The organism is Nocardia sp. NBC_00508 (assembly GCF_036346875.1).
Taxonomy (GTDB): domain Bacteria; phylum Actinomycetota; class Actinomycetes; order Mycobacteriales; family Mycobacteriaceae; genus Nocardia.
The window spans coordinates 5989715-6013462 of sequence record NZ_CP107852.1 but is presented as its reverse complement, the minus strand read 5'-3'; the positions used below and the strand labels follow the sequence as shown (position 1 = coordinate 6013462).

Sequence of the window (23748 nt, the reverse complement as noted above, 5' to 3'; positions counted from 1 at the left end):
CTCGCGGGAACAAAGTCCCCCGTCCCGAACGTCTGACAGAGTAGTCATACCCCTGCTGGGAAGTAGCGGTAGCGAGCTCGTGGTGAGTGACCACGGGCCCCACACCAGGTGAACGGTCGTCGGGACCGGGAGCCAGGACGGAGGAGTCATGCCAGGAACCCTGACAAGCACCCCACTGACCGCGGTCGATCGTTGCGACCGTTGCGGGGCCGCGGCCCGAGTGCGTGCCGTACTTCCCGCGGGTGGAGAGTTGCTCTTCTGCCAGCACCACGCGAACGAACACATGGATCGGCTGCGTGAGCTGGACGCCGTGATCGACACGGAGTCCGCTCCCACACCCTGATCCGCTCCTCGCGTCCTGACACAACAGCATCGGACAACAGAACACCGTTACCACCGGCAGCGGGCGACCCACAGGTCGCCCGCTGCCGGCGTGTTCGGCGAACGCTCAGTGGGCGGACAAGGTGCCGAGGATGCCGTCCAGCAGCCTGGCCAGCCCGTAGTCGAAGGCGCGGTCCGGGTCGGCGGGCGCCTGGTACAGCTCGCCGACCGCCGCACCGACCCGCGACGCAAGCGGGAACTCGGTCGGCGGCATGACCTCGGTGAGCAGCGGGCCGTGCACCTCCCACCAGCGCGCGTCGCTCATCCGGCGAGTCTCGCGGGCCGCGGCGACCGACATGCGCGCGTTGCCGGTCGCGAACTCCGACAGCACGGCGATCACCCGGTCCATCGCCACGTCCGACAGACCGATTCCGTCGACCGCGGCGAGCTGCCGTTCGTAGCGGCGCATCCGTCCCGGGCCGAGCACCAGACGCCAGGGAGGTACCTCGAGCAGCCAGGGGTGCGCGATCAGCTCCGCCCGAACCTGGCGGGCCAGCGCCGCCATGCGCTCGCGCGGCGGCTGTTCACCCGGAATCGCTGCGTCCTCCTCGGCCACTGTGTCGACCATGAGGACGGTGAGCGCGTCCTTGCTCGGCACGTACGTGTACAGACTCATCGGCCGCAGGCCCAGCCCCGCGGCGACGGCGCGAATGGAGACCTTCTCGTAGCCCTCCCGATCCGCGAGTGCCACCGCTGCCGCGACCACCGCGTCGACGCTGACCGTCTGCTTCGGGCCGCGCGCCGCCTGGCGCGTGGGCAGCTCATGGCGCCACAGCAGGCTCATCACCTGTTTCGCCTGTTCGACGGAGGCTCGCTCGCTCACGACCACGCCTTGCTCACACTCGGCTCCGTGTGCGCGTGACTGCGCGCGGTGCTGGACTCACGCGCGGACGCCCGACGGCGTCCGCACGACGCCGGGCCTCAGGTCGGTCGCGCGCGAGAGCGCGCTGTCTGTCCGGTTCACTCGCTCCCTCACGGCGCTCCACGGAACAAATCCAGTACAGTGTACGTTGTCATCGTACTCCGTACGGCATACGTTGATTTGAGGGGCCTGCTCTGTCCAGCACACACGCCACTTACCTGCCCGATCGGCACATGTTCGCGCTGTGGACATGGGCAGGACGCGGGGCCGGACCGGCGCCGCGCGACCACGGCGACCGCGAGACACTCGCGCTGGCCCTCCCGGTCGGCGCCGACGGCGGACTCGAGGTCACCGATGTCGACGTCACGCTGGTCGACCCGGAAGATTTCGTGGATCTGGCGGTCGAGCACCCCGGATGTTCGATCCTGATCTGGCAGGACATCCTGCGTGCGGTCCGCGCCGACCCGGGCACGGAAGCATACGACCTTCCCGACCTGCCGATAGCCGCCCATGCCGTGCCGGATGCGTCCGCCACCTCCATCGTGTCGGCGCACCGCGCAGTGCGGGTGCTGCGTGACACCGAGGCCGTCGCGGCAGACCTGCGTGCGACGCTGAAGGCGCGGCTACGGCCCTACCAGGCACGCGGGGTCGGCTGGCTGCGCGAAACCGCCGACGCGCACGGTGGCGCGGTGCTCGCCGACGAGATGGGGCTCGGCAAGACCGTGCAGACCATCGGCTTCTTGCTCGACCGCGCCGAGGCCGGCCCGCAACTGGTGGTCTGCCCGACCTCGCTGGTCGGCAACTGGGCGCATGAGATCGGCCGGTTCGCGCCGGGACTGCGCGTGCTCCCGTGGCGCGGCGGCGAGATCATGGCCGACGCGGCCACCGTCGTCGTCACCGGTTACCCGACCTTGCGGCTGCACGGACGCCTGCTGACGGGACGGCGCTGGGCGACGGCCGTCTTCGACGAGGCGCAGGCGGTGAAGAATCCGCGCACCCAGGTCGCGAAGGCGGCGCGCGCGATCGACGCCGCCGCGACGATCGCGCTCACCGGTACGCCGGTGGAGAACCATCTCGACGAGCTGTGGGCGTTGCTGAACCTGGCGGCGCCGCGGTTGTTCGGGCACCGGACCCAATTCCGGCGACGATTCGTGCGGCCGATCCAGGACGGGTCGGCGACCGCGGCGGCGCGCTTGCGCGACACCATCGAACCGGTCGTGCTGGTACGCAAGAAGAGCCAGGTCGCGGCGGCGCTGCCCGCGAAGATCCACAGCGACCTGCTCTGCGACCTCACCGCCGAGCAGGAGCGGCTCTATGATCAGCTGCTCGCCCGGGCCGTCGACGACGGATTCGGCGCCGGCATCGAGCGCCACGGCCGCGTGCTCGCCGCGCTGACCTCGCTCAAGCAGGTGTGCAACCATCCCGGGCTGGTCACCGGCGAACTCGGCGAGCTGGCCGGCCGATCCGGAAAGCTCGACCTGTGCACCGACATCCTGGCCACCAATCTGGATACCGCCAGCCCGACACTGGTCTTCACCCAGTACCGCCGGACCGGTGAGCTGCTCGTACGCCATCTCGCCGAACAGTTCGGGGTGACGGCGCCGTTCTTCCACGGCGCGCTCGACCAGGCCGAACGCGCCGAGATCGTGTCCCGGTTCCAGGCCGAGGACGGGCCGCCGATACTGGTGCTGAGTCTGCGCGCTGCGGGCACCGGCCTCACGCTGACCCGCGCCGCCGACGTCATCCACTTCGACCGCTGGTGGAACCCCGCGGTGGAGGCACAGGCCTCCGACCGCGCCCACCGGATCGGCCAAACCCGCACGGTGACCGTCACCACGCTCACCTCGGCCACGACCGTGGAAGAGCACATCGCGGGCATGCACGACCGCAAGGCGGCGCTGACCGACCTCGGCGACGCCACCGGCATCGCGGCGCTCTCCGCGCTCGGCGACGATCAGCTGATCGAGGTCCTGCGTCGTAAAAGGGAGAACTGATGGCGGACAACGAATTCGGCTACACCGCATGGGGTATGGACTGGGTGCGCCTAGCCGAGCCGCTGCGCCAGACCCGACCGGATCCCCTGCTCCCGCGCGCCCGCAGCATCGCACGCAACAACGGCGTGCAGGCCACCGTCGAGGGACGGGTCGTGCGCGCCACCATCCACCGTGGTGGCCAGGCCTCGTCGACCCACCTGGAGGTGGCGCCGCTGACCAGGACCACGATCACCGCCATCGCCGCGATCGTGCCGGACCCCACCGTGCTGACCGACGACATGCACCGCGCGATCGCCGCGGCCGGAATCCCGCCGGCCCCGGTCCTGGCGGGCACCGACTGCTCGTGCACGGCGCGGTCGGCGCGATGCGTGCACGTGCTCGCCGTCTGCTACGAGATGGCACGCAGGGTCGATGAGAACCCCCGGCTCGCCCTGGAGATCCAGGGCTATTTCGCCGCGGCGCCGCAGGATTCGCACGTGTCCGCGCCACCAGCGCGATGGACGCTGATCAGCGCGCTCGATCCGTCCCGGTTCTTCACGACAACGCCGAGATGAGCGGCCCGGCGCGTCGAGCATCACCTCGTCGGACGCGCTCACCGCGGCCGTCTGGCCCGGAAGCGGAAACTCGATGCGCCCGTATCGATCTCGACGTCGGTGAAGCCGATCCGGCACAACCGGTCGGCGGCGGTCTCCGGCGGCACGGGCACGCAGGTGTCGCCGAGGTGCATGAGCCGGAACAGGCGGCCGTCGAGCCCGTCGCTGCCCGCGAACAACCCGCCGGGTCGCAACACCCGCATGGCTTCGGCGAACAACGCGTCCTGCCTGCCCGCCGTCGGCACGTGATGCAGCATGGTGAAGCAGACCACGGAATCGAAGCGCCCTGGCGGCAAGGGCATCTCAGCGCCGTCGCCGTCGATCACGATGATCGCCCGGCCGTGCCGGACACGGAGCCGGGCGGCCAGCGCCGGGTCGCCTTCGGCGCGCCGACCATGTTGCGCGTGACCCGACTGCTCCATGAGCTTTTCGACCTGCTCACCGCAGCCGACACCGGCCAGGAGCGACGGGGGCGCGCCGAGGCGGTGGTGTTCGACCTGTTGGAGCCGGTCGAGGTGATTCCGGTCGGCGCGCATCCGCCCGGCGATCCCCGAGCACGGCAGGTGGCCGACGCGCTCGCCGCCGATCCGGCCGACCCGCGCACGCTCGCGGAGTTCGCTGCCGCCGTCGCCGTCAGCCCGCGCACACTGGCCCGGCTGTTCGTGTCGGAGACCGGTCTCGGCTTCGGCCAGTGGCGCACGCAGATCCGGCTGGCCGCCTCGCTGCCGCTGCTCGCCGCGGGGCTGCCGGTCGCCCGGATTGCGGGCCGCGTCGGTTACGCGACACCGAGCGCGTACGTCGCGGCGTTCCGGCGGGTGGTCGGGGTGTCGCCAGGGCGGTATTTCGCCGGGTGATCAGGCGTTGGTGCCGCTGTCCACGGTGAGGAACGCGCCGGTGATGCTGCGGCCGGACGGACCGGCCAGGAAGGCCACCGTGGCCGCGACGTCGTCGGCGGTGCCGAAGCGGCCCAGCGCGGTCAGCTCGCGCTGCTGCGCGGCGTGGTCGCCGTCCTCGGGATTCATCTCGGTATCGGTGGAGCCGGGCTGCACGAGATTCACCGTGATCGCGCGCGGACCGAGTTCACGAGCCAGTGCCTTGGTGAAGCCGTTGAGCGCGGACTTGCTCAGGTTGTAGAGCGCAAGGCCACCGAAGGGCGCGTGCTCGGCCAGGTTGGTGCCGATGCTGATGATCCGGCCGCCGTCGGTCATGTGCGCGACCGCCGCCTGCGCCCCGACGAACGCCGCGCGGGCGTGCACGTGCAGCGCGTTGTCGATTTCGGCGACGGTGAACTCTTCGAACGGCTTGGCCGGGAAGATTCCGGCGTTGTTGACCAAGATGTCCAGGCCACCGAGTTCGGACGCGGCCCGGTCTACGGCCGCACGCACCGCGGTGGCGTCGGCGCTGTCGGCTTGGATCGCGATGGCTCGGCGCCCGAGCGACTCGACCTCGCCGACCACCGTTTTCGCCTGTCCCTCGGCGTGCTGGTAGGTCAGCGCGACGTCCGCGCCCGCGCCCGCGAGACGGCGCGTGATCGCCGCTCCGATTCCGCGGCTACCGCCGGTCACCAGCGCGACCTTGCCCGTGAGGTCCGACATCGGTACTCCTCCAAGTTCTGTGTCGATCAGTACATAAATAGCCAAGCGCATCGGCCGCACCGGTGTCAATGGGTATATTTAACGATCGACACAGAAAGGTTCCGCCATGGCCGAACGAGGACGACCGCGCGCGTTCGACCGCGCCGAGGCGTTGCGCTGTGCCATGGAGGTGTTCTGGGAGCACGGCTACGAGGGTTCCTCGATGAGCGATCTCACCGCCGCGATGGGCATCAATTCCCCGAGCCTGTATGCGGCGTTCGGCGGCAAGGAGGCGCTGTTCCGCGAAGCCATCGACCTTTACGGACGAACCGACGGCGGCTACACCGATCGCGCCCTGCGCGAGGAGCCGACCGCACGCGGCAGCATCGAGGCGATGTTGCGGGACAACGCAGTCGCGTATACCGAGGAGAACAAACCGCACGGCTGCATGGTCGTGCTCGCGGGCTCCACCTACACCACGCGCAATACGAACATCCGCGACTTCTTGATCGGCAAACGCCGCGAGACCACCGACGACATCCGTCGACGCCTCGATCGCGGTGTCGCCGACGGCGATCTGCCCGCCGGCACCCACACGGCGGCCCTGGCGAGTTTCTACACCACGGTCCTGTACGGCCTGTCCATCCAGGCGCGAGACGGCGCTTCCCTGGCCGAACTCAGCGCGTCCATCGACTGCGCCATGGCCGCCTGGCCCGTCCCCATCTGAGGCTGATTCCGCTGCGGCACGGCTACTTCCGGCGCAAGGCCGCGATACGCTCGCCGAGTTGTTCCGCGGTGGCCAGCGCCGTCGGCGGACCGCCACACTCGCGACGCAGCTCGCCGTGGATCACGCCGTGCGGTTTACCGGTGCGGTGGTGATGCATCGCCACCAGACTGTTGAGTTCGCGGCGCAATTCGCCGAGCCGGTCGGCCGTGGCGACACGTTCCGCGGCGCTGGCCACCTGTGGACCGGGCTCGGGCGCCAGCGCGGCCGCACCGCGTTCGCCGACCTGCCTCGACTGCCGCTCACGCAGCAGCGCGCGCATCTGCTCGGCGTCGAGCAACCCCGGGATGCCCAGGTAATCGGCTTCCTCGTCACTGCCGGCGAAGGTGGCGGTGCCGAACGAGGAGCCGTCGTAGATCACCTGGTCGAGTTCGGCGTCGGCGGCCAGCGCGACGAAGGACTTGTCCTGCTCGCCCGGCTCGTCCTTCTGCTTGTTGGCCTCGACCAGCAGATCGTCTTCCAGCCCGTTCTTCTCCCGGTGCGGCTTGCCGATGACATGGTCGCGCTGCAGCTCCAACTGCGCGGCCAGATCCAGCAGTACCGGCACCGACGGCAGGAACACGGTCGCGGTCTCGCCCGGCTTGCGGGCACGCACGAAGCGCCCGATCGCCTGGGCGAAGTACAGCGGCGTGGCGGCGCTGGTCGCGTACACACCGACGGCCAGGCGCGGCACGTCGACACCTTCCGACACCATGCGCACCGCGACCATCCACGGCTGGGTGCTGTTGCCGAACTCCGCGATCCGGTTCGAGGAGGACGGGTCGTCGGAGAGCACCAGCGCCGGCTTCTCGCCCGAGATGTGTTCCAGCAGTTCGGCGTAGTCGCGGGCACGCTCCTGATCGGTGGCGATCACCAGCCCACCGGCGTCGGGCATGCCGGAGGCGCGTTTCTGCCGCAGCCGGATGTCGGCGGCGCGCAGCACGGCCGACATCCAGTCACCCGCCGGGTCCAGCGCGGTACGCCAGGCCCGGGCGGTCTGCTCGGCGTTCAGGGGTTCACCGAGGCGTGCGGAGTACTCCTCGCCCGCGCTGTCACGCCAGTGCGCCTCACCGGAGTACGCCAGGAAGACCACCGGCCGCACGACGCCGTCGGCGAGCGCCTCGGCGTATCCGTAGGCGTGGTCGGCACGGGACTTCGGGAAGCCGGACTCGTCGGGTTCGTAGACGACGAAAGGGATTTGGCTGTCGTCGCTGCGGAACGGCGTACCGGTCAGCGCGAGGCGGCGGGTGGCATCGCCGAACGCCTCAGCCGTCGCCTCACCCCAGCTCTTCGCGTCGCCCGCGTGATGGACCTCGTCCAGAATGACGAGCGTCCTGCGGTTTTCGGTGCGCACGCGATGCCGGAAGGGATGCGCGGCCACCTGCGCGTAGGTGACCACGACACCGTGGTAGTCCCCCGAGGTGCCTCCGGTGGCGTTGGAGAACCGTGAGTCCAACGCGACCCCGGCGCGAGCCGCGGACTGCGCCCACTGATGTTTGAGGTGTTCGGTCGGAGCGACCACGGTGATCTGGTCCACGGTGCGGTCGGCCAGAAGTTCCGCCGCGACGCGCAGCGCGAACGTGGTCTTTCCCGCCCCTGGGGTGGCGACCGCGAGGAAGTCCCGGGGTTTGGTGGCCAGATATTTTGTCAGCGCACGTCGCTGCCAGGCACGAAGAGAGCCGCTGACGGCGGTGCTCGCTGCTTTCGAGTCGCCCGGCGCACTCGCTTCTCCCGCCACAGCGGCGCCACCCGACCCAGTCACGCAGACACCCTAGCGGCCCGGCCCGGCGTGTCGCCAAACCGGCGCGACAGGCGCGACGGGCATCACACGGCCACCAGCCAGGACGCTGGAAGTTCACCCGACGCGCATCGACACGTCGCACCCGCACCCCGATGCGGATCGATGAAGTGCGCGATGCTGTATGCACGATGACCGATCACCGCGCCCGCCCGGGCGATCCGCCGCGGACCGACGCACCGACGGACCGCGCCGTCATGGTGCGCGCGCGGACCTGGGCGGACCGGGCGGGCGCCACGGCGGCGCACGCGGGCAGGCACACGGTCACTCTGGTCGTACGGGTGGCGACGAAGGCTTGGAAAGACTCGATATTCGCCAAGTCGGCGGCGGCGGCGTTCTGGCAGACACTCTCGCTGGCGCCGCTGTTACTCGGGGTGCTCGGCAGTCTCGGTTACGTCGGCGGATGGTTCGGACCGGACACGGTACAGATTGTCGAATCCAAGATCATCGTGTTCAGCCAGGAGTTGTTCCCCGCGAGCGTGGTGTCGGACCTCATCGAGCCGACGCTGCAAGATGTGCTCGGCCGGGGGCGCGGCGCGGTGGTCTCGGTGGGCTTCGTGCTCTCGCTGTGGGCCGGTTCGTCGGCGATGGCCACCTTCGTCGACGCGATCGTCGAGGCTCATGACCAGCAGGACGCGCGGCATCCGGTGTGGCAGCGCATCTTCGCGCTGCTGCTGTACATGCTGTTCCTGGTGGCGGCGGTGTTCATCCTGCCGCTGGTGGCGCTGGGACCAGCGCTGATCGGGCGGGTGCTCCCCGCCGCGTGGCGGGCGACGGGACTTCAGCTCCTGGACTTCTTCTACTACCCGGGCGTCGGCCTGCTGCTGATCGTCGGGCTGACCACCCTGTACAAGCTGGCGCTGCACGCCTCGCTGCCGTGGCACCGTCTCTTCGGTGGCGCGCTGGTAGCCGGGGTGTTCTTCATGACGGCGAGTGAGCTGCTGCGCCGCTACCTGTCCTGGGTCACCAGGACCGGTGTCACCTACGGCGCGCTGGCGACTCCCATCGCGTTTCTGCTGTTCACGTTCTTCCTCGGCTTCGCGGTGATCCTCGGTGCGGAGTTCAACGCGGCGGTGCAGGAGTTCTGGCCCGCCCGCGCGACGCGCATGGAGCAGGTGAAGGAGTGGATCGCCAACCAGGTACGCGGCGAAGGAGGCGTCGAGGCGCCGGCCGAGGGCGAGGCCGCCGCGGACCCGGACAACGCCGGACCCGGCCGCTCCCTGGCCACCGTCGACCGGCGAGGAGCGTCGCCCTCGTCCCTGGAATAGGGCCGGACCTCACTCGCCCTTGCGGAGGCCGTCGTAGACCTTCTTGCACTCCGGGCACACCGGAGAGCCGGGCTTGGCCGAGCGGGTCACCGGGAAGACCTCTCCGCACAGCGCGACCACGTGGGTGCCCATCACGGCGCTCTCGGCGATCCTGTCCTTCTTCACGTAGTGGAAGAACTTCGGGGTGTCGTCGCCCGTCGTCTCGTCGGTCGTCGTGTCCGGGCGAACAATGGTGTCGGTGCTCACGCATTCCATGATGCCGCATCGCTGGACCAGCGGCTGACCACGGTGGCGCGGGCCGCCCCCGATGCCGAGAACGTTTGCCGGGAGCCCGGCCCGTGCGCGGATGGATCCCTAGTGGGAGACTCAGGAGTATGCAGCGCAACGGCGACTCCCCCTCCGCCGACGGCCGCGACCGCGAAGAGCAGCCCGACCTGACGATGCCGACGCAGCCCAGCGGTTCCGCCGGATATTTCCCAGGCAGTGACGACAAACACCCGGCATTGATCACCGAGGCGGCGCCGTCGCTGGAAGATCAGCACCGCGCTCGGGTGCGCCGGTACACGATCATCATGGCGTTCCGCATCCCCTGCCTGGTCCTGGCGGCCATCGCCTACAGCACGTTCGGCAGTCCCCTGCTGTCCATCCTGATCATCGTCGCGTCCATCCCGTTGCCCTGGATCGCGGTGCTGATCGCCAACGACCGCCCACCCCGCCGCAAGGACGAGCCCAGCCGGTGGGACCGTCCCCGCACTGCCCTCGAGTCTCGCCCGCACAACGCCATCGACGGCTGAGGCCGCCCCCGCCGCTGAACTCACCGAATGTCAGGACGGTTGCGGGGCGCGGCGCACCACCGCCGACATCATCGCTGCGGTGCCACACAACGCGCCGGCGATATACCACGCCAGGTCGTAACTGCCTTGGAGGTCACGGATGACGCCCGCGCCGGTGGCCGCCACCGCCGAGCCGATCTGGTGCGAGGCGAACACCCAGCCGAACGCGACCGGGCCGTCGGCGCCGAACAGCTCGCGGCACAGCGCGACCGTCGGCGGCACCGTGGCCACCCAGTCCAAGCCGTAGAAGATGATGAACACCCACAGACTGGGCTGGGTGTCCGGACCCAGCAACGCGGGCAGGATCAGCAGCGAGAGGCCGCGCAGCGTGTAGTAACCGATCAGGAGGTAGCGCGGGTCGACCCGGTCGGTCAGCCAGCCCGACGCGATGGTGCCCGCCACGTCGAAGATGCCGACGACCGCCAGCAGGCTCGCCGCGGTGGTCGGCGGCATGCCGTGATCGTGTGCCGCGCTGACGAAATGGGTGCCGACCAGCCCATTGGTCGATGCGCCACAGACCGCGAAACCGCCTGCGAGCAACCAGAATCCGGGTCTGCGCGCGATCGTGCCGAGCACGGTCAGCGCACGCGAGGCGCCACCGGCCGCGGGCACGCGCAGCCCGGCCGGACTGTCCGGCTCGGCCCCGTAGGCCCGCGCGCCGACGTCGCTCGGATAGTCACGGATGAACAGCAGCACCAGTGGCGCCACAGCCAGCGCGGCGACGGCGACGATCAGCGACGGCAACTGCCAGCCGTGCGCGTGCGCCAGCGCCGACACCACTGGCAGGAAGATCAACTGCCCGGTCGCGCCCGCGGCGGTGAGCACGCCGGTGACCAGGCCCCGCTGGCGCACGAACCACCGACCGGTGATGGTCGCGACGAAGGGCATCGACATCGACCCCACCCCGACACCGACCAGCAGGCCCCAGGTCAGGATCAGATGCCAGGGCTGGGACATGAAGACCGTCAGCCCGCTGCCCGCGGCGACCAGCACCAGCGCGCAGGCCACGACCCTGCGGATGCCGAAGCGGTCCATCAGCGCCGCGGCGAAGGGCGAGATCAGTCCGTAGAGCAGGAGATTCAACGAAACGGCGGTACCGATGGTGCCGTGCGACCAGCCGAACTCCTCGTGCAGCGGATCGAGCAACACGCTCGGCACCGACCGGAAGGCGGCGGCGCCCAGCAGCGCGATGAAGCCGACACCAGCGACCAGCCATGCCGGGTGCAGGCGGTGGCGGGACGCGGAGTCGACGGGAACCGGGGTCGGCGTCTGCAGTTCGGTCACCCGCTGAGCCTGCCGGAACGTTGCGTCCGCAACGAGTGGCTGGAATGCCACATACCATCAAATTCGTGCCATTCGACGGGGCGTCGCTATGTTCTCGACAACGTGCGTGGGGGTCCCTAATGTGCATCGAAGCCGTCCGCACGATGATCACCCACTTCGGTATGTTGCGGGGAACGAGACAGGAGCGAACATGATTCGGTGGATCTGGGTCTTCCTGGACCGCCCGACGCAGCGCTTCGACGACTGCGCGAAATTCTGGTCCACGGTGACCGGGACCCAGCTCTCTCCCCGGCGCGGCCCGGACGACGAGTTCCTCACCCTGCTACCCGACCCGGCGCTGTTCGCCGCCGCGAGCATCAAGATGCAGGCGGTGACCGGCCTGGGTGGCGTCCATCTCGATCTCGACGTCGACGACATCCCGTCCGCCGTCCGCACCGCGCTCGACCTGGGCGCCGAACTCGTCGCCAACCATCCTCACTACGCCGTGCTGCGCTCCCCCGGTGGCCAGACGTTCTGCCTCACCCCGAGCGGCCGAGCCACGAGCACGCCCGCCCCCGCCATGCGGGCGCCCGACGGCACACTGTCGCGCCTGGACCAGGTGTGCCTCGATATCGGCCCCGCCGATCACGAGGTCGAGACCCGTTTCTGGAAGTTGTTGACCGGCTGGACGTTCCAGCCCGGCAGGCGGCCGGAGTTCACCCGGCTACGCTCGGAGGAGCAGCTGCCCGCGCACCTGCTTCTGCAGCGCCTGGGTGAGAACCGCCCGACCAGCGCGCACATAGACCTGGCCGCGGAGGACATCGAGGCCACCGCCGCCTGGCACGAATCGCTCGGCGCGACCGTGGTGCAACGTCGTGAGCACTGGATCGTTCTGAGCGACCCCAGCGACGCGCTGTACTGCGTGACCGCGCGCGACCCGAACGGTATCTGAACCGCTTCCGGCACAGCACTACTCGCATCCGCGGCGCGACCTACCGTTGCCGACACGCCCCCGGCAGGCTCAGTGCGCTCGCGTCCACTGGCCTTGTGACTCGTTGCGGCCCAGTGATTCTCTTCCGGCCAGCCGGCGTGGATCGCCGATCAGCGCGCTGCACGGGTCTGTCGACTGTGGCGCGGCCTCGGCCGAAGCGCGCGGTGCTGTGACACGAGGGCACCTGGTCTATGCCAGGTGGTCGCGGTGGCAGAGTACCGATGTGCCTGCGAACCGATCGACCACCACCGGATCACTGCTCGCCGCGCTGTGCCCGGACCTGCGAACCGCCCTGACCAGGGTCGGCTACGACGCCGACACCCTGCTCGCGGTGCTCGGCGACGCACACGCGGCACTGGGCCGCTCCGAGCCGGTTCCGGTGCGCAGGGCGGCACGCGACGCAGGCGAACTCGGTGCCCTCATCCGCCTGCTGCTGCTCGGCGACGCGCTGCCCGCACGGGAGGTCGCCGCCGCACTCGCGCCGGTGGATGTGGACCACGCGGTCGCCGCGGGGCTGCTCGACCGCCACGGCGACACTGTGCGGGCGGCGCTGGACCTGCGGCCGCTGGACGCGGGTGCGGGCACCCGATGGATTCTGTCCGATCTCGACGACGCGATGCGCAGGCGCACGCTGACCGAGGACCACGTGCTCGGCGTCGGCCACGCCTCACTCTCGCTGCTGCGCGCAACACCCACCGGCCCGGTCGGCACGGTGCTCGACCTCGGCACCGGTTGCGGAGTGCAGGCGATACACGCTGCCTCCTACGCCCAGCAGGTCACGGCCACCGATGTCAACGCCCGCGCGCTGTGGCTGGCCGAAGCCACGGCAGCACTCAACGACGTGGACATCGAACTGGTCGACGGCTCCTGGTTCGAGCCGGTCCGGACCAGACGCTTCGATCAGATCGTGGCCAATCCGCCGTTCGTGGTCGGCCCCGCTCGCATCGAGCACACCTATCGTGACTCCGGCCTCGCGCTCGACGGTGCAAGCGAACTGGTGATCTCCCAGGCAGCCGACCTGCTCGCACCCGGAGGCACCGCTTCGATGCTGGCCGCATGGGTGCATGTCGACGACGAAGACTGGCGTGGGCGCGTCTCGTCCTGGTTGCCGGCGCACGGTGTCGACGCCTGGGTGGTGCAGCGCGACGTCGCCGATCCCGCCCTGTACGTCGGCACCTGGTTGCGTGACGCGGGCCTGGACCCGCGCGATCCGGCGGCGCAAGCCCGTGCGGAGCGCTGGCTGGACGCCTTCGCCGCCGCCGATGTCGAGGGCATCGGGTTCGGTTTCGTCTACCTGCGCGCCATCGACGGTCCGACCGAACTGCTCGCCGAGGACCTCACGCACGGCTTCGACGACCCACTCGGCGAGGAGGCGGTCCGGTATTTCGAGCGCTCGGCCTGGCTGCGCGCCGTCGCCGGTGACGAGAACCTCGCCTGGTCCTCCCGCTTCGTGGTCGACCCGGCGACCGCGCTGGAGCGCGTGTATCTGCCCGGGGCCGACGGCTGGGCGCCGGAGGTGGCGCGGCTGCATCGCGGCGACGGCCCGCGCTGGCAGCACGAAGTGGACGAGACCACCATCTCGCTGCTGGCGGGAATGCGAGCCGACGGCCTGCCGTTATATGAGCTGGTCGAACTACTGGCGCTCGCCCACGGTTGCGAGGAGGTGACCGCCGAGTTCGCGGCCGACGCGTTGTCCGTCGTCACCGGACTGGTACGTCACGGATTGGTACGGGCCGTGTAACCGTACGGCAACTGCGCGGCGGCCGGCGCCGGTCCCGGCCGGGGGATCGCTCCGCGACGCGGTGCTTCTCAGGAACTTCTCAGACGAGATGGCAGAAAACTGCAGCTCAGAGCGGTTTATGTGCGCCGTAACGGGGAACTTTCTTCCTGTCGGGTCCGTTGATCGGAGTGAGACACCACCGACAGGAGGCAAGTCATGACAAGCCCCGCCACCACTCGTGTGCGCCCCAGCGATTCGGACCTCGACGCCCAGAGCCCCGCCGCCGACCTGGTACGTGTGTACCTGAACGGGATCGGCCGGACCGCGCTGCTCACGGCTGCCGACGAGGTCGAGCTGGCCAAGCGCATCGAGGCGGGCCTCTACGCGCAGAATCTGCTGGAAACCGGTAAGCGGCTGTCGACCAGCCGGAAGCGGGATCTAGCCCTCGTCGTGCGCGAAGGTCAGGCCGCCCGGTCGCATTTGCTCGAAGCCAACCTGCGCCTTGTTGTCTCGCTCGCCAAGCGCTACACCGGCCGCGGAATGCCGCTGCTCGACCTCATCCAGGAGGGCAACCTCGGGCTGATCCGGGCCATGGAGAAGTTCGATTACGCCAAGGGCTTCAAGTTCTCCACCTACGCCACCTGGTGGATCCGGCAGGCCATCACTCGCGGCATGGCCGACCAGAGCCGCACCATTCGCCTGCCCGTCCACCTGGTCGAGCAAGTGAACAAGCTGGCCAGGATCAAGCGCGAACTGCACCAGCAGCTCGGCCGGGAGGCCACCGACGAGGAACTGGCCGTCGAGTCGGGTATCCCGGTGGACAAGATCTCCGATCTGCTCGACCACAGCCGTGATCCGGTGAGCCTGGATATGCCGGTCGGCAACGACGAAGAGGCGCCGTTGGGCGACTTCATCGAGGATTCCGAGGCCACCTCGGCCGAGTCCGCCGTCATCGCCGGTCTGCTGCACCACGACGTGCGCAGCGTGCTCGCCACCCTCGACGAGCGCGAACAGCAGGTGATCCGGCTGCGTTTCGGGCTGGACGACGGCCAGCCGCGCACCCTGGACCAGATCGGCAAGCTCTTCGGCCTCTCGCGCGAGCGAGTGCGTCAGATCGAGCGTGAAGTCATGTCGAAGCTGCGCAAGGGCGAGCGGGCCGACCGGCTCCGCGCCTACGCCAGCTGATCGTCCCCGGCGCCGGTAGCTCGCAGACAGCTCCGGCGTTCGGCTCGGTGCCCCCTCCGCGGAGGGCACCTTCCCGCGCCGACCGGTGACCGTGCGTGCCCCTCCGGGCGTCGCACGAGCCGGTCGGCGGTGTCGTATCTGCTCTGCCCGCCTCGCCGAAGCGACCTCAACCCAGCCGACGCGGACCGGTGTCGAAACGGCTCGGTTCCGGGCCGATGCGGCCACGGGCGTACAGGATCTCGGCCGAGCTGGGTGAGGCCAGTACCGGGTCGAAGGATAGTTCGCGCATCTCCGGTAGGTCGTCGAAGAGGGCCGAAATGCGCTGGGCCAGCTCGGCGAGGGCGGCTTTGTCGACCCGCGGGCTGGCCGGAGTACCCGACAGCAGCGGGGCAGCGCGCGGTGCGTCGATCAGCGCGGTGGCCTCGTCGGCGGTCAGCGGCAGCGCCCGGTAGGCGCGGTCGCCGAGGAGTTCGATGATCAGGCCGGACAGGCCGAACTCGATCACCGAACCGAAGGACGGATCGTCCTGCACGCGCAGGATGCAGCCGACGCCCTTGGTGGCCATCTTCTGGATGTGCAGCACCGGATCACCGCACAGCTCGGCCAGATCGGTGTACCCCTGTCGCACCGCCTCCGGCCGCCACAGGTCGAGCCGGACGCCGGTGAGATCCGCCCTGCGCCGCCACAATTCGCCGGTCGCCTTGGCCGCCACCGGGTAGCCGAGTTCCTCCGCGGCCGCGACCGCCTCGTCGGCGGTGCGCACCTCGCGAAACTCCACGACCGAAATGCCGTAGCAGGCAAGCAGTTCCACGGTCTCCAGATCGGTGAGCCGGCGACCGCCCGATCCGGCCATCCAGTCCGCCACCAGCTGGCGGGCGCGGTCGGTGTCGATGCCGTGCGGCCGCACCACCACGGACACCGGCCTGGTCCGCCATTCGGCGTAGCGCCGCACCCGGGCCAGTGCCCGTGCGGCGCGTTCGGGATCGGGATACGACGGAATCGACCCGTGCACCGCGGTGGCGCCCGGGCCGCGCACGGCGAGCAGGTTCGGAATCCCTTGCTCGGCGACGAACGTGGTGAGAATCGGTTTCTCGGCCTCGGGCACGGCGGCCGCCGCCGCGCGGATCGCGTCGGCGAATCCGGCGGTCGGCAGTGCCACCGGCGGCGCGAAAACGACGATCACGGCGTCGACCTCGTCCGACCGCAGGACCGCGACCAGCGCGTCCAGATAGGCGCCCGGCGTGGCCTGCGGGCCGAGATTCACCGGATCGCCGACCTGCAGGCCCTCGCCCTTGGCCGCGTCGACAGCCAACCAGTTGAGCGCCGTGCTGTTGCCGACCACCGCCAGCCGCTCGCCGCGCGGCAGCGGTTGATAGCCGAGCAGGGCGGCGCAGTCGAACAGCTCGGAGATCGAGTCGACCTGCACGATGCCTGCCTGCGCGAACAGATCCCGCACGATCGACCGGTCCATGTCACCGGCCTGCTGTGCGACCGAGCGGCCACTGCTCACCGCGACGATCGGTTTGGTTCTGGCCACCCGGCGCGCGATCCGGGAGAACTTGCGCGGATTGCCGAAGCTCTCCAGGTACAGCAGCACTACGTCGGTGTCCGGATCGCTGTCCCAGTACTGCAGCAGGTCGTTGCCGGAGACGTCGGCACGGTTACCCGCCGACACGAACGTCGACAGGCCGAGTTTGCGCGCCGCCGCCTCGCCGAGGATGGCCGCGCCCAATGGTCCCGACTGACAGAAGAATCCGATCCGTCCCCGTCCGGGCAGTACCGGGGCCAGGGTCGCGTTCATGGACACCCCGGGGTCGGTGTTGGCGATGCCGAGTGCGCTCGGTCCGACCACCCGCATGCCGTGACCGCGGGCGGCGGCGACCAGTTCGCGTTCGGCCGCCACACCGTCCCGGCCGGTTTCACCGAACCCCGCGGTCAGCACCACGAGTCCCTTGACGCCCTTGGCCATACAGTCGTCCAGGACCGACCCGATCGCCGCGGGCGGCACCGCGACCACGGCGAGATCGACCTCGTCGGGGATCTCCCTGACCGTCGCGTACGCACGTACCCCACGCACCGATTTGCGGTGCGGGTTCACCGGGAACACCGGCCCCTGAAAAGCCCCGGACAGCAGGTTCGCCAATACCGCTCCGCCGACCCGCCCGGCCGCCGGGGTGGCGCCGATGACCGCGACCGACCGCGGCGCGAGCAGATTGCCCACGCTGCGTGCCTCGGAGGCACGTTCGCGCGAATCACGGACCGACAACAGCGCTTCGGTGGGGTCGATGGCGAACTCCAGATGCAGCACCGACCCGTCCCTGCTGCGCTCGACCTGATAGCCCGCGTCACGGAAGACCGTCACCATCACGGTGTTCTCCGCGAGTACCTCGGCGACGAAAGTTTCGATCTTGTTCTCGGCGGCGGCGCCGGCCAGGTGCTCCAGCAGAATCGAACCGAGCCCGCGCCCCTGATGCCCGTCCGCCACCACGAACGCGACCTCGGCCGCCCGCGGCCCCACCCGGTCCAGCAACTCGTAGCGGCCCACCGCCACGATCGCCTCGCCCAGTTCCAAGACCAACCCGACTCGGTCGCGGTAGTCGACATGCGTGGTCCGGTACAGGTCCTTGGGCGAGATCCGCGGATACGGACCGAAATACCGCAGATACCTGGTGCGGTCGGACAGCGCGCTGTGGAATTCCTGCAGGCGAGCGGCGTCGTCGGGCGTGATCGGACGCAGCCGCACGACGCCGCCGTCGGAGGCCAGCACATCGGCGAACCAGTGCTGCGGAGGCGGAGCGACTGGGACGTCGGTGTCGGGGAAGTCAGTCACGAGGGTCCTCCGGATCGAGGCCCAGCAACCCGAAAGTCGCTCGGCGGGTGGCCAGCACGGCCATGTCGACAGCGCGTTGGGCGCGGTCGAGCCGCACGTCCCCAGTCTCCCCGGTGCCGCCGGGACCATCCCATGGACGGTAAGCAACGTCACCGCCATCTCCCATGGTGCGCGGGGGATCCGCCTGCGGAGCCTGGGCGCGGATTCCGTCGATCCAGTCCCCCGGTATCGGTGTCGCGGGGTCGATGCTGCGATCCAACGCGGTGGCCAGCAGGTGCGTCCACGCTCGTGGCACCACCCGGACCAGGCCGTATCCGCCTCCACCGACGGCGAGCCAGCGCCCTTCGGCGTACTGGTCTGCGAGGTCGCGCATCGCGCGGAACGCCGCGCGCTGACCGTCGACGGTGAGTTCCAAGTCGGCCAGCGGGTCTTCCCGATGCGTGTCCACCCCGCACTGGCTGACCACGATCTGTGGACGGAACGCGGCAACGGCACCGGGAACCACCGCATGGAAACCACGCAGCCACTGCGCATCCCGGGTGCCCGGCAACAGCGCCAGGTTGATCGACGTGCCCTCCGCCGCGCCCGCGCCGGTTTCCTCCGGCCAACCGGTGTTGGGCCACAGGGTCGCCGGATGCTGATGCAGCGAAATGGTCAGCACGCGGGGGTCGCGGTAGAAGGCGCGCTGCACACCGTCGCCGTGGTGAACGTCCACATCGAGGTAGGCGATGCGGTCGAAACCGTGGTCCAGCAGCCAGGAGATCGCCACCGCTGGGTCGTTGTAGACGCAGAACCCGGCGGCCGAATCGGCCATCGCGTGGTGCATGCCGCCGCCGATGCTCACCGCACGCTTGGTGCGTCCCTCCGCGATCTCACGGGCCGCGGTCAAAGTGCCGCCGACGATCGTCGACGCCGCCTGATGCATGCGTGGAAATACGGGATTGTCCGGCGAACCCAAGCCATAGGGCGGCGCGGCGGGCGAACCGACCGGCGGCACGGCGTGTTCGACCGCGTCGAGGTAGTCGGACGTGTGAATACGCAGCAGGTCCTGGCGTCCCGCGCCGGCGGGTTCGAGCAGCTCGACACCCTCGAGCAAGCCGAGACTTTCCGCCAGCGCCATGGTGAACTTCAGGCGGGCCGGTTTCATCGGATGCTCCGGGGTCCAGGCGTAATCCAGAAAGCGATCGGTCCAGACGACAGTTGCCGGTCGGCTCGTCCCGGACGACGCCGGCGCCGGAGCTTCGCCGCGCGGTGCAGTGGCCATACTCGCAACGCTAGCGGGAAGCATGGGACCCCGCGGAACGTTCCTATGCAGTACAAATACAAGCAAGTGCGACCACGGCTGTCTGCCGTGCGCCGAGCGGGTACCCGCGGCGCCGCCGGAGATGTCGTGCGCAGCGCGGAGCGACACGATCCGGCATACGGCGGTGTCGGCGTGCGTGGGTAGAATTCGTGCCGACGAAGGGGTTAACAGGTGAAGGATCTGGTCGACACCACGGAGATGTATCTCCGTACCATCTACGACCTCGAGGAGGAGGGCGTGGTGCCCCTGCGCGCCCGGATCGCCGAGCGCCTCGAGCAGAGTGGCCCGACGGTGAGCCAGACGGTCGCGCGGATGGAGCGCGACGGGCTGCTGCTGGTCGCCGGAGACCGTCATCTGGAGCTGACCGAGAAGGGTCGCAGCATGGCGGTGGCCGTCATGCGCAAGCATCGGCTGGCCGAACGGCTGCTCGTCGACATCATCGGACTCGACTGGCAGAACGTGCACGCGGAGGCCTGTCGCTGGGAGCACGTGATGAGCGAGGACGTCGAACGACGCCTCGTCGAGGTCCTCAACCACCCCACCACGTCCCCGTACGGCAACCCCATCCCGGGTCTGGACGAACTGGGCGTCGTGCCGCCCGCCGCCACCGACGAGAAACTGGTACGGCTGTCGGATCTGCCGCAGGGGCAGGTGCACGCCGTGGTCGTGCGCAGGCTCGCCGAGCACATCCAGACCGACCCGGAGGTCATCGGCCGGCTGCGCGAGGCGGGCGTCGTGCCGGACGCGCGCGTCACCGTCGAGAACAAGCCGGGCTCGGTCGTCATCACCGTGCCGGGGCACGACGGTTTCGAGCTGTCGGACGAGATGGCGCACGCTGTCCAGGTGAAGCTGGTCTGACGCGTGAAACTTCTGGTCACGGGTGGCGCGGGCTATGTCGGCGGCGTCTGCGCACAGGTTCTGCTCGAAGCCGGGCACGAGGTCGTCGTGGTCGACGACCTGTCCACGGGCAACGCCGACGGCGTGCCCTCCGGCGCCCGCTTCGTCGAGGGCGACGTCGCGGTGGCCGCTCCTGCGTTGCTGGCGGCCGAAAACTTCGACGGTGTCCTGCATTTCGCGGCACAGTCGCTGGTCGGCGAGTCGGTGCAGCAGCCGGAGAAGTACTGGCACGGCAACGTGGTGAAGACGTTCGAGCTGCTGGAGGCGATGCGCCGCGCGGGCACTCCGCGGCTGGTCTTCTCCTCGACCGCGGCCGTCTACGGGGAACCGGAGCAGGTGCCGATTACGGAGGACGCCCCGGCCCGGCCGACAAATCCGTACGGCGCGTCGAAGCTGGCCATCGACCATGCCATCACCTCCTATGCGATCGCGCACGGGCTGGCGGCGACCAGCCTGCGGTATTTCAACGTCGCGGGCGCCTACGGTGGTCTCGGCGAGAACCGGGTGGTGGAAACGCATCTCATCCCGCTGGTGCTGCAGGTCGCGGCCGGGCACCGCAAGGCGATCTCGGTCTTCGGCACCGACTGGCCCACCCCGGACGGCACGGCGGTCCGCGACTACATCCACATCCGCGATCTGGCCCAGGCCCATCTGCTGGCCCTGGCGAGCGCGGAAGGCGGCACCCACCGGATCTACAACCTCGGCAGTGGTACCGGATTCTCCGTGCGCGAAGTGATCTCGGCGTGTGAGCGCGTCACCGGTCTGCCGATCGCCGCGCAGGACGCACCGCGCCGTCCCGGCGACCCGGCGACGCTGATCGCCTCCAGCGAGCGCGCCATCGCCGAACTCGGCTGGCGGCCCGAGCACAACGACCTCGACGAGATCGTCACCGACGCCCGGGCTTTCCTCCAGTCGCTCGGTTCCCGCGCGCACAGCGCACAGTAGCCGGCGCCGCACCGCCCGAGTCAGCCACACACCGGCTCGGGCGGGCGCAACCACACCGGTCCGGCCGAGCCGACGCCGCGGTGCGGGCAACGGGCTTCCGGACGAAGCGTGGATTACGCGACCCTCGGTGCGGTAGTCCGAAATCTCGTTCCGGTAATGACGCGCCGCCGACTCGGCACCCCACACGCCCAGCGTGTTCACGGCGCCGGCGTGCCGAGGTCGACGCCCAGGTCCGCGGCGGTCTGGTAGCCGCTGCGGGCCAGTCGCCGCAACTGTTCCGGACGCATCCCCAGACGCAATGAGGTATCGAGCAACACCGCCATCGAATGTCCCGGATCCGCCTCGAGCGCGGCCTCCAAGGCGATGCCCGCCAGCGGCCCGTCACCGCGAACATATGCGCTGTAGCCGAGCAGCGCCGCCGCTTCGGCGCGATCCGGACCGGACAGTGCGCGGGTCAGCGCTCCCCACAGCGCCTCAGCCGCGGCGGCATGATCGCCGACGGCCAAGGCGAACATCGTGTCCCGGACGGCCCGATCACGCAGGGCGGCAGCCAGTTTCGCGAGTTCGGGCGCCATCAGCGCCGTGCCGGACGCGACGTTGGCGATCTGCCACAGCACGTAGTCGAGCGCCTGCCTGCTGTATTCGTTCGGATCACCACGACGCGCGGCCCGCGCATAGCGCTCCCGGGCGAGGGCAAGCGCATTATCCAAGTGTGCCGCCACTTCGGTACGCGCCGACGGATCCACCACGACCAATTCGGCGAGTTCGGAGCGGGAGCCGCGGATCGGCCTGCCGTCCAGCACATGGGTCAGTGCGACCATCGAGGAGGCCGGATCCCGGAGCGCTCCCCGCTGGTCCGGCCCCGCCAGCGTCCACCAGCGCTGCCCAGCGGCGATCTCGCGTACTACCCATACCCCGGCGAGCGCGATGTCGGACATCGCCAAGCGTCTACCCAGTGCGCCGACCAGCACGTCGAATCGTCCGGCGGCGCAGCGATGGCGGTCGGGGTGGGCTTCAGGTTCTTCGGCGCGATCGTCGACCAGGACCGCCAGTACTTCGGCCCGCTCGTGTCCGCAGATCCGGGTGACGGCCGCGGCCAGCGTCCCGGACCGCACCCGCCGTCCTTCGGGCGAATCCAGGTCGAACCGCACCACCGCGTCGACCACCGCGGCGTGCCCGACTCCATGACGCAGGACCAGCACCACCACCGACCGCTCCGGAGTGAACCCCAGCATCGCTGGTACGGCAGCAATCAGTTCGCCCGGATCGTCCACGCACACAGCGTGTTCCGGCACATCCCGGACGAAGGGCGGAGGCTCGTCGCGACACCGGGCTTGTCGAGCCGGATCGACGTGGGTAGGCCCATCGGCCGCCACGGTTGCCCTGGCTTCCGTTGTCTTCGACAACGTCCTCCGCGCAACGGCATCGACAGAGCCGGGTCGTGCGGCACCGGAAGAAGCGGGGCAGGTCGACGCACGTCGGCTACGCAGGCCCGGCCGGAGCGCGCTGCGCCGGTCCGCGGGCTCGGAATCGACCGGTTCAGGAGCGGGAAAGGGTGTCGCGGAAGTGGTCATGCGCCGAGTCTGCCGGTCCGCGCTCTCGATCAACCGGCGACGACCTGGCGGTTTCGGCCTGCCTGGGGAATTCGCTTCGTGTTGTGCACGATCCGCCTACGTGGCCGTAGCGACCGCGATCGATGTCGGTGGAGGCTGCTACCGTGCCGCCGGGGCCGGTCCAGGATCAGCCGCCACTACCCCTGTCGCACCTTTAGCACGGCCGTCGAGAACAGTGCGTCCAGCGAAGCAGTATCCGGTTCCCCGTCGTCGAAGGACATGTACGTCACCGAGATTCGCACATCCCCGAGCTGGGCGAGGAGTGTCCGCATGGATTGGGTCAGCCCGGGACCGCCCGACTCCGGCCGCACGGTCCTGCGCAGCGCCACGGTATCGTCGGCGTCGGCCGGTGGCGGCGCATCCATCTCGGTCAGCACCGTGGTCGTGGCGCCCGCGCGAGTCACCCGCACCGATCCGCAGTGCGCCAGCCTGGCGCGCAACGATGCCAACGGCTCGTCGGTGCGTGCCAATTCGACGGTCAACGTGGCCCGCGTGGCCTCGTCCGTACCGACCGCCATCGCCGTCCGATCAGGTCCGAAATCCTGCTGCGGCGGTACGCACCGGGCGGGCTGCACACTGGCACCGCGTCCCATGCCGTCCAGATCGCCTGCCGCCTGGGCCACGGCCTCCTGCGGCAGCACCACCGCGGGATACCCCGCGGGGAACTGCTCCGGATCCGGCAGCAGCGTCGGCAGTTCGGCGCTCACCTGCCGGGTCACCGTGGTCGGCGCCGACGAAGCGGGGCGTCCCGGCACCGTCGACCCGCACCCGGCGAGCAGGATGGCGCACACGACGGGCATCGTCCAGCCCAGTCGCCTGCGCGTCGAATCCGCCATCGTCACGCACTCACTGTGCCAAACTCCCGGCGCGCAGCCGGAGATGCCACGCCGCCGGGCCGGGAATGCGCGGGCCGCCGATGCTGTTGCCTCGGAGTA

Annotated in this window: 22 protein-coding genes; 12 read left to right on the top strand and 10 right to left on the bottom strand. The window is 69.8% G+C overall.

Going from position 1 to position 23748, the window contains the following annotated elements:
- The first annotated feature begins 148 nt into the window (after nt 1-148).
- Nucleotides 149-343 carry a DUF7455 domain-containing protein gene (locus OHA40_RS26975; RefSeq protein ID WP_330229650.1) on the top strand — a complete coding sequence of 65 codons (195 nt, stop codon included), beginning with the start codon at nt 149-151 and terminating at the stop codon, nt 341-343.
- Between the two features lie 105 nt (nt 344-448).
- Here the strand turns inward: OHA40_RS26975 and OHA40_RS26970 are convergent, their stop codons facing one another.
- Nucleotides 449-1165, bottom strand: a complete 717-nt coding sequence (locus OHA40_RS26970) for a TetR/AcrR family transcriptional regulator (RefSeq protein WP_330234400.1) — start codon at nt 1163-1165, stop codon at nt 449-451.
- A gap of 311 nt (nt 1166-1476) precedes the next feature.
- On the opposite strand from OHA40_RS26970, the gene OHA40_RS26965 reads away from it, so the two are divergent.
- Together OHA40_RS26965 and OHA40_RS26960 are read left to right on the top strand one after the other, a co-directional pair.
- On the top strand, nt 1477-3237 hold the full coding sequence (locus OHA40_RS26965; protein WP_330229649.1) for a DEAD/DEAH box helicase: 1761 nt from the start codon (nt 1477-1479) through the stop codon (nt 3235-3237).
- On the top strand, nt 3237-3791 hold the full coding sequence (locus OHA40_RS26960; protein ID WP_330229648.1) for a hypothetical protein: 555 nt from the start codon (nt 3237-3239) through the stop codon (nt 3789-3791). The genes OHA40_RS26965 and OHA40_RS26960 overlap by 1 nt, the downstream gene beginning before the upstream one ends.
- A 38-nt stretch (nt 3792-3829) precedes the next feature.
- Here OHA40_RS26960 and OHA40_RS26955 read toward each other — a convergent pair whose 3' ends face one another.
- Nucleotides 3830-4252, bottom strand: a complete 423-nt coding sequence (locus tag OHA40_RS26955; RefSeq protein ID WP_330229647.1) for a class I SAM-dependent methyltransferase — start codon at nt 4250-4252, stop codon at nt 3830-3832.
- On the opposite strand from OHA40_RS26955, the gene OHA40_RS26950 reads away from it, so the two are divergent.
- Entirely contained in the window at nt 4235-4684 is a 450-nt protein-coding gene (locus OHA40_RS26950; RefSeq protein WP_330229646.1) for a helix-turn-helix transcriptional regulator, read from the top strand. The two genes, OHA40_RS26955 and OHA40_RS26950, sit on opposite strands and share 18 nt — an antisense overlap.
- Here the strand turns inward: OHA40_RS26950 and OHA40_RS26945 are convergent, their stop codons facing one another.
- On the bottom strand, nt 4685-5425 hold the full coding sequence (locus tag OHA40_RS26945; RefSeq protein WP_330229645.1) for an SDR family NAD(P)-dependent oxidoreductase: 741 nt from the start codon (nt 5423-5425) through the stop codon (nt 4685-4687).
- A 106-nt stretch (nt 5426-5531) separates the two neighbouring features.
- Here OHA40_RS26945 and OHA40_RS26940 point away from each other — a divergent pair, with 106 nt between their 5' ends.
- Nucleotides 5532-6131, top strand: coding sequence for a TetR/AcrR family transcriptional regulator (locus tag OHA40_RS26940; RefSeq protein WP_330229644.1), 600 nt, complete (start codon nt 5532-5534; stop codon nt 6129-6131).
- A 22-nt stretch (nt 6132-6153) separates the two neighbouring features.
- Here OHA40_RS26940 and OHA40_RS26935 read toward each other — a convergent pair whose 3' ends face one another.
- Nucleotides 6154-7905 carry a DEAD/DEAH box helicase gene (locus OHA40_RS26935; protein WP_442944082.1) on the bottom strand — a complete coding sequence of 584 codons (1752 nt, stop codon included), beginning with the start codon at nt 7903-7905 and terminating at the stop codon, nt 6154-6156.
- 257 nt (nt 7906-8162) lie between these two features.
- Between OHA40_RS26935 and OHA40_RS26930 the strand changes: the two genes are divergently transcribed.
- Nucleotides 8163-9233, top strand: a complete 1071-nt coding sequence (locus OHA40_RS26930) for a YihY/virulence factor BrkB family protein (protein WP_442944081.1) — start codon at nt 8163-8165, stop codon at nt 9231-9233.
- 9 nt (nt 9234-9242) lie between these two features.
- On the opposite strand, the gene OHA40_RS26925 is transcribed toward OHA40_RS26930, so the two are convergent.
- On the bottom strand, nt 9243-9488 hold the full coding sequence (locus OHA40_RS26925; RefSeq protein WP_442943822.1) for a DUF3039 domain-containing protein: 246 nt from the start codon (nt 9486-9488) through the stop codon (nt 9243-9245).
- Between the two features lie 185 nt (nt 9489-9673).
- Between OHA40_RS26925 and OHA40_RS26920 the strand changes: the two genes are divergently transcribed.
- Complete coding sequence (locus OHA40_RS26920) at nt 9674-10027, top strand: DUF3099 domain-containing protein (protein ID WP_330234398.1); 354 nt, start codon at nt 9674-9676, stop codon at nt 10025-10027.
- 30 nt (nt 10028-10057) lie between these two features.
- Here OHA40_RS26920 and OHA40_RS26915 read toward each other — a convergent pair whose 3' ends face one another.
- Entirely contained in the window at nt 10058-11350 is a 1293-nt protein-coding gene (locus OHA40_RS26915) for an MFS transporter (RefSeq protein WP_330229641.1), read from the bottom strand.
- Nucleotides 11351-11540: 190 nt separating this feature from the next.
- Between OHA40_RS26915 and OHA40_RS26910 the strand changes: the two genes are divergently transcribed.
- The 3 genes from OHA40_RS26910 to OHA40_RS26900 all read left to right on the top strand — a co-directional run bounded on the left by OHA40_RS26910 (nt 11541) and on the right by OHA40_RS26900 (nt 15225).
- Nucleotides 11541-12281 (top strand): VOC family protein, encoded by a 741-nt coding sequence (locus OHA40_RS26910; protein WP_330229640.1) that lies wholly within the window; start codon nt 11541-11543, stop codon nt 12279-12281.
- Nucleotides 12282-12543: 262 nt separating this feature from the next.
- Nucleotides 12544-14061 (top strand): class I SAM-dependent methyltransferase, encoded by a 1518-nt coding sequence (locus tag OHA40_RS26905; protein WP_330229639.1) that lies wholly within the window; start codon nt 12544-12546, stop codon nt 14059-14061.
- A gap of 195 nt (nt 14062-14256) precedes the next feature.
- Nucleotides 14257-15225, top strand: coding sequence for a sigma-70 family RNA polymerase sigma factor (locus OHA40_RS26900; RefSeq protein ID WP_330229638.1), 969 nt, complete (start codon nt 14257-14259; stop codon nt 15223-15225).
- 166 nt (nt 15226-15391) lie between these two features.
- On the opposite strand, the gene OHA40_RS26895 is transcribed toward OHA40_RS26900, so the two are convergent.
- Complete coding sequence (locus tag OHA40_RS26895; RefSeq protein WP_330229637.1) at nt 15392-18055, bottom strand: bifunctional acetate--CoA ligase family protein/GNAT family N-acetyltransferase; 2664 nt, start codon at nt 18053-18055, stop codon at nt 15392-15394.
- A complete protein-coding gene (locus OHA40_RS26890; protein ID WP_330229636.1) occupies nt 18048-19319 on the bottom strand; it encodes an acetoin utilization protein AcuC in 1272 nt (423 codons plus the stop codon). Before OHA40_RS26890 ends, OHA40_RS26895 begins: the two co-directional genes overlap by 8 nt.
- Nucleotides 19320-19529: 210 nt before the next feature.
- Here OHA40_RS26890 and OHA40_RS26885 point away from each other — a divergent pair, with 210 nt between their 5' ends.
- Entirely contained in the window at nt 19530-20216 is a 687-nt protein-coding gene (locus OHA40_RS26885) for a metal-dependent transcriptional regulator (RefSeq protein ID WP_330229635.1), read from the top strand.
- Between the two features lie 3 nt (nt 20217-20219).
- Nucleotides 20220-21200 (top strand): UDP-glucose 4-epimerase GalE, encoded by a 981-nt coding sequence (gene galE / locus OHA40_RS26880; RefSeq protein WP_330229634.1) that lies wholly within the window; start codon nt 20220-20222, stop codon nt 21198-21200.
- Nucleotides 21201-21397: 197 nt separating this feature from the next.
- Here the strand turns inward: galE and OHA40_RS26875 are convergent, their stop codons facing one another.
- Together OHA40_RS26875 and OHA40_RS26870 are read right to left on the bottom strand one after the other, a co-directional pair.
- Entirely contained in the window at nt 21398-22474 is a 1077-nt protein-coding gene (locus tag OHA40_RS26875; protein ID WP_330229633.1) for a DUF4192 domain-containing protein, read from the bottom strand.
- Nucleotides 22475-22950: 476 nt separating this feature from the next.
- On the bottom strand, nt 22951-23649 hold the full coding sequence (locus OHA40_RS26870; protein ID WP_330234397.1) for a DUF5642 family protein: 699 nt from the start codon (nt 23647-23649) through the stop codon (nt 22951-22953).
- Between the last annotated feature and the right edge of the window lie 99 nt (nt 23650-23748).

What these genes read in the sequence shown, in the direction of transcription:
- OHA40_RS26925 (WP_442943822.1), bottom strand. Translation starts at nt 9,488, where the DNA reads ATGGAATGCGTGAGCACCGACACCATTGTTCGCCCGGACACGACGACC.
- OHA40_RS26945 (WP_330229645.1), bottom strand. Translation starts at nt 5,425, where the DNA reads ATGTCGGACCTCACGGGCAAGGTCGCGCTGGTGACCGGCGGTAGCCGC.
- OHA40_RS26930 (WP_442944081.1), top strand. Translation starts at nt 8,163, where the DNA reads ATGGTGCGCGCGCGGACCTGGGCGGACCGGGCGGGCGCCACGGCGGCG.
- OHA40_RS26965 (WP_330229649.1), top strand. Translation starts at nt 1,477, where the DNA reads ATGTTCGCGCTGTGGACATGGGCAGGACGCGGGGCCGGACCGGCGCCG.
- OHA40_RS26940 (WP_330229644.1), top strand. Translation starts at nt 5,532, where the DNA reads ATGGCCGAACGAGGACGACCGCGCGCGTTCGACCGCGCCGAGGCGTTG.
- OHA40_RS26920 (WP_330234398.1), top strand. Translation starts at nt 9,674, where the DNA reads ATGCCGACGCAGCCCAGCGGTTCCGCCGGATATTTCCCAGGCAGTGAC.
- OHA40_RS26975 (WP_330229650.1), top strand. Translation starts at nt 149, where the DNA reads ATGCCAGGAACCCTGACAAGCACCCCACTGACCGCGGTCGATCGTTGC.
- OHA40_RS26960 (WP_330229648.1), top strand. Translation starts at nt 3,237, where the DNA reads ATGGCGGACAACGAATTCGGCTACACCGCATGGGGTATGGACTGGGTG.
- OHA40_RS26890 (WP_330229636.1), bottom strand. Translation starts at nt 19,319, where the DNA reads ATGGCCACTGCACCGCGCGGCGAAGCTCCGGCGCCGGCGTCGTCCGGG.
- OHA40_RS26970 (WP_330234400.1), bottom strand. Translation starts at nt 1,165, where the DNA reads ATGAGCCTGCTGTGGCGCCATGAGCTGCCCACGCGCCAGGCGGCGCGC.
- OHA40_RS26955 (WP_330229647.1), bottom strand. Translation starts at nt 4,252, where the DNA reads ATGGAGCAGTCGGGTCACGCGCAACATGGTCGGCGCGCCGAAGGCGAC.
- OHA40_RS26870 (WP_330234397.1), bottom strand. Translation starts at nt 23,649, where the DNA reads ATGGCGGATTCGACGCGCAGGCGACTGGGCTGGACGATGCCCGTCGTG.
- OHA40_RS26910 (WP_330229640.1), top strand. Translation starts at nt 11,541, where the DNA reads ATGATTCGGTGGATCTGGGTCTTCCTGGACCGCCCGACGCAGCGCTTC.
- OHA40_RS26900 (WP_330229638.1), top strand. Translation starts at nt 14,257, where the DNA reads ATGACAAGCCCCGCCACCACTCGTGTGCGCCCCAGCGATTCGGACCTC.